The 3,039-nt window shown below is 50.4% G+C and carries 5 protein-coding genes and 2 pseudogenes; 3 read left to right on the top strand and 4 right to left on the bottom strand.

The window, feature by feature from the left end:
- Positions 1-152, bottom strand: a pseudogene (gene nikA / locus WC5_RS26235) (IncI1-type relaxosome accessory protein NikA); the annotation flags it as partial.
- Between the two features lie 233 nt (positions 153-385).
- On the opposite strand from nikA, the gene WC5_RS00045 reads away from it, so the two are divergent.
- Positions 386-721 carry a molybdopterin-guanine dinucleotide biosynthesis protein MobC gene (locus WC5_RS00045; protein ID WP_000157095.1) on the top strand — a complete coding sequence of 112 codons (336 nt, stop codon included), beginning with the start codon at positions 386-388 and terminating at the stop codon, positions 719-721.
- 85 nt (positions 722-806) lie between these two features.
- Here the strand turns inward: WC5_RS00045 and WC5_RS00050 are convergent, their stop codons facing one another.
- Positions 807-1,658, bottom strand: coding sequence for a DUF4942 domain-containing protein (locus WC5_RS00050; RefSeq protein ID WP_016231862.1), 852 nt, complete (start codon positions 1,656-1,658; stop codon positions 807-809).
- Between the two features lie 353 nt (positions 1,659-2,011).
- Here WC5_RS00050 and WC5_RS26050 point away from each other — a divergent pair.
- A pseudogene (locus WC5_RS26050) lies at positions 2,012-2,209 on the top strand (hypothetical protein).
- Between the two features lie 33 nt (positions 2,210-2,242).
- Positions 2,243-2,494 (top strand): helix-turn-helix domain-containing protein, encoded by a 252-nt coding sequence (locus WC5_RS00055; protein WP_000148285.1) that lies wholly within the window; start codon positions 2,243-2,245, stop codon positions 2,492-2,494.
- A 30-nt stretch (positions 2,495-2,524) separates the two neighbouring features.
- On the opposite strand, the gene WC5_RS0122950 is transcribed toward WC5_RS00055, so the two are convergent.
- Complete coding sequence (locus WC5_RS0122950) at positions 2,525-2,782, bottom strand: RpnC/YadD family protein (RefSeq protein WP_016231861.1); 258 nt, start codon at positions 2,780-2,782, stop codon at positions 2,525-2,527.
- The coding region (locus WC5_RS00060; protein WP_016231860.1) for an Rpn family recombination-promoting nuclease/putative transposase at positions 2,782-3,039 on the bottom strand (258 nt) is incomplete at its 5' end. The genes WC5_RS0122950 and WC5_RS00060, both read right to left, overlap by 1 nt.

The raw sequence follows: 3,039 nt of genomic DNA, 5'->3' as shown, positions 1-3,039 counted from the left end.
AGTGCTGCATTTCGGATGTAAGCAGATACAGTAAGTCCGGAATCTTCAGCTTTTTTCCTGATGGTTTCATCCTCAACAGGAGAGAATCTGAGTGTCCTGACAACTGTCTTTTGCCGTACCTCACTTTTCTTTCTTACCGCACTATCACTCACTTCAGGCTCCTTACGGGGTGTCGGGGCGAAGCCCTGACCAGATGGTAATTGTAATAGCGTCGCGTGTGACGGTATTACAATTACACATCCTGTCCCGTTTTTCAGGCCATTATAGCCTGTTATTTTTGTGCATCATAGTCTTATGCAGACGGCAGAAGCAGGGCGCAGCCCTGCCAGGAGTCAGTTTTTGATGATAAAATCAGGCTTCAACATGAAACGGAGAGAAAGTGCCAATGGCTTCTAAAAAATTTTACTCAGATGATGACATCCAGCTGGCAAAAGCTGCTTTATCAGAATTGCCGGACCTCACCGCTCAACGGAAAACATTGCGTGATTTTCTTGATGCCATTCGTGATGACATCATTGTCCTGGTAAGGACAAAGGGTTATACACTGGCAGATGTTCGTGACACGCTCAAAAATGCAGGGTATGAAGTAGGAGAGAAGGCACTTCGTGACATTATTCGGGAAGCAGAATCGAAAAAACCATCCCGCCGTTCTTCCTCTAAAACAGCACCTAAAAAGACAGATTCAGGCAGGAAAGATGGCATCGATATGAACAACAATTGATGTGACAATGTCACATCGTGTTCTGAGATTATGATGATTACAGAAAAAAAAGCCCCGGCATAAATACCAGGGCTTTTCTGTTTAATCAGACTCGTGGCGGCAATGCACCTGGATAATGCCGTGCAATAATATCATTCAGTTTTTCAACAAGGTCAGAACGCTTAAAGACAATGTGTACGGTCCCTTTCTGGTAGCCACGCACCGTAAAATATTCCCCTTCTAACAGCTTACCGACATTGTCACCGTTCCCGAGAAATTCACCATACTGCGCCCCGATGCTGTTCCTGAAGTCAGGAACGTTGCGCCCCTCCAGCAGATAAAACGGACGTACCAGGTCATCCAGTGCCTCCCGTCCGCTGCAGTCCAGCGTCACACGCCCGTTACTCCAGCGGTACAGCAGGTTTTCAATAATGATTTTCTTACCCAGACGGCAGGGATTATTGGTTCTGTAATCCCATGACAATTTCCGGTAGACATCAATCAGCCCCTGTTCAAACGTCTGCATCTTGCTGGCATTAAGATGGCGGAATGTTGCCAGTACATTGTCCAGGGTGATTTCAGGACAGGTGTCGCTCATCAGCTGGCTGTTCCACTCATCACGACGCTGGCATGAACTCATGAAGGTGTACATGCCCGTATCTGTCATCAGGCGGTCCCAGATTTTCCGGTCGGCAAGACGGGTGATATTCTTTTTTGCTTCTTCCGGTTTATCCATGCATCGAACGGAGTCAGTCACGCAGTCTTCAACCCCGTAGAGAAAAATGTCACCGGAAGCATCGAGCAGAATCCTGCGCGCTGTCGCCAGGCATTCCATCGCCTGCATGAACAGTGTAATACCTTCGTTACGCTGCGCGATGATGCGGTCGATAGCCACAGACGGAATAACATCTGTCGTGCCGACAGTATTCAGATCAGCAGTGGGTAAAGTCTGATTCATCACATTGTCTCCTCATCGTCACGACTGCCGGGTCAGCCAGGTCATTTCCCGGAGGAGCGAAGCTCCTTCTGCCGTCCGGGTCTTCGGGGATTTCCCCGCAGTGGACCTTTCCGACGGGGGACGCTCACCACGTCACAGGGCAGTTGTCCGGGGGCAGACGCAAAAGTTTTTGACGCCTGCGGCAAAAAGTTTTGTGGCTGGCTGGTACATCTCTCCCCTGGACCGACTGAAACGGGATGTGGTCGTGTATGTACCCCCGGAAAGTCCGTCTGCGGAGAACAGGCCGCACTGCGGCGGCAGACAGGCAGAGACAGCTGCGCCATCAGGCGCAGTGGCCTTACACACCGTCAGGTGTGCAGGGAGCGCCGCATCCGGCGCGACTGAAGAAAAACGACGGCACAACAATGGCATATGGTGGTCACTGACGCACCACTCCCGCACAGGTGAAAACAGAGAAAACAGCACGACATCTGCAACCAGAAAAAGTGAAATTTCTTCACTTTTTCACACTTATTTATCGCGTTGATTTGGTGATTATGATGATAAAATAAATTGAAGTTTTTTCACTTTTTCAAAGGTGTTTTATGACCGGCTGGGAACTGCGAATCTGGCGAAAAAGCATGCTCTGGTCACGCGAAAAAGCGGCCAGAGAATTTGGCGTGACACAGAGAACATGGCACGCCTGGGAAAATGCGGAACAGGTGGATGTCACCGTCTGGAGGACCACCCAGGCTCTTTCAGTCCGTGACCTGCTGCCTCACATGCAGGGGATGCGTAAAGCAGATATCATCAGACGACTGGAAAATGAACTGGGGGAAACGGCAGAGGATGTGTGAGCGTGATTCACAGCCTGGCTGAATGCCAGGCTACTGCTCATCAGGAAACAGCTTTTTCAGTTCTTCACCGGAAAGTCCGGTCGCCTCCTGAATCCGTTCCGGCGTCCAGCCCATATCCCGCAGCCGGCAGGCTGCTTCCCGCGCCACTTCAAGCGCACCTTTCTTAAAACCTTCTTTAAAACCTTCGTCGAAACCTTTCTGTATAAGACGTTCTGCAAGCGTCATACTGTTTTCTCTGCTCCTGCTGGCAAAAAAGCCCGGGATTTTGCCGGGCTTTGCGGTTCTCATCAATGAGTGATTTTCTTCAGTTCGTCATCGGAAAGTCCGGTAGCCTGCTTAATCTGCTCCGGCGTCATCCCCATTTTCTGAAGCTGGCACGCAATAGCCAGGGCTTTTTCAAGCGCACCTTCCATCCTGCCCTCCTGGCGACCTTTTTGCTCAAGACGTTCTGCGATAGTCATCAGTTTATCCTCATGCTGCGGCAGACGCTCAGCCAGCGCCCGCATAAATTCCGGTGATACAGAGTCCCCTGCGTTAACGATGTA

Source organism: Escherichia sp. KTE114 (assembly GCF_000407765.1).
Classification (GTDB): Bacteria; Pseudomonadota; Gammaproteobacteria; order Enterobacterales; family Enterobacteriaceae; genus Escherichia; species Escherichia ruysiae.
Note: the sequence above shows the minus strand (reverse complement) of the source record. Positions and strands in the feature narration are given on the sequence as shown.

What these genes read in the sequence shown, in the direction of transcription:
- WC5_RS00055 (WP_000148285.1), top strand. Translation starts at nt 2,243, where the DNA reads ATGACCGGCTGGGAACTGCGAATCTGGCGAAAAAGCATGCTCTGGTCA.
- WC5_RS0122950 (WP_016231861.1), bottom strand. Translation starts at nt 2,782, where the DNA reads ATGAGAACCGCAAAGCCCGGCAAAATCCCGGGCTTTTTTGCCAGCAGG.
- WC5_RS00050 (WP_016231862.1), bottom strand. Translation starts at nt 1,658, where the DNA reads ATGAATCAGACTTTACCCACTGCTGATCTGAATACTGTCGGCACGACA.
- WC5_RS00045 (WP_000157095.1), top strand. Translation starts at nt 386, where the DNA reads ATGGCTTCTAAAAAATTTTACTCAGATGATGACATCCAGCTGGCAAAA.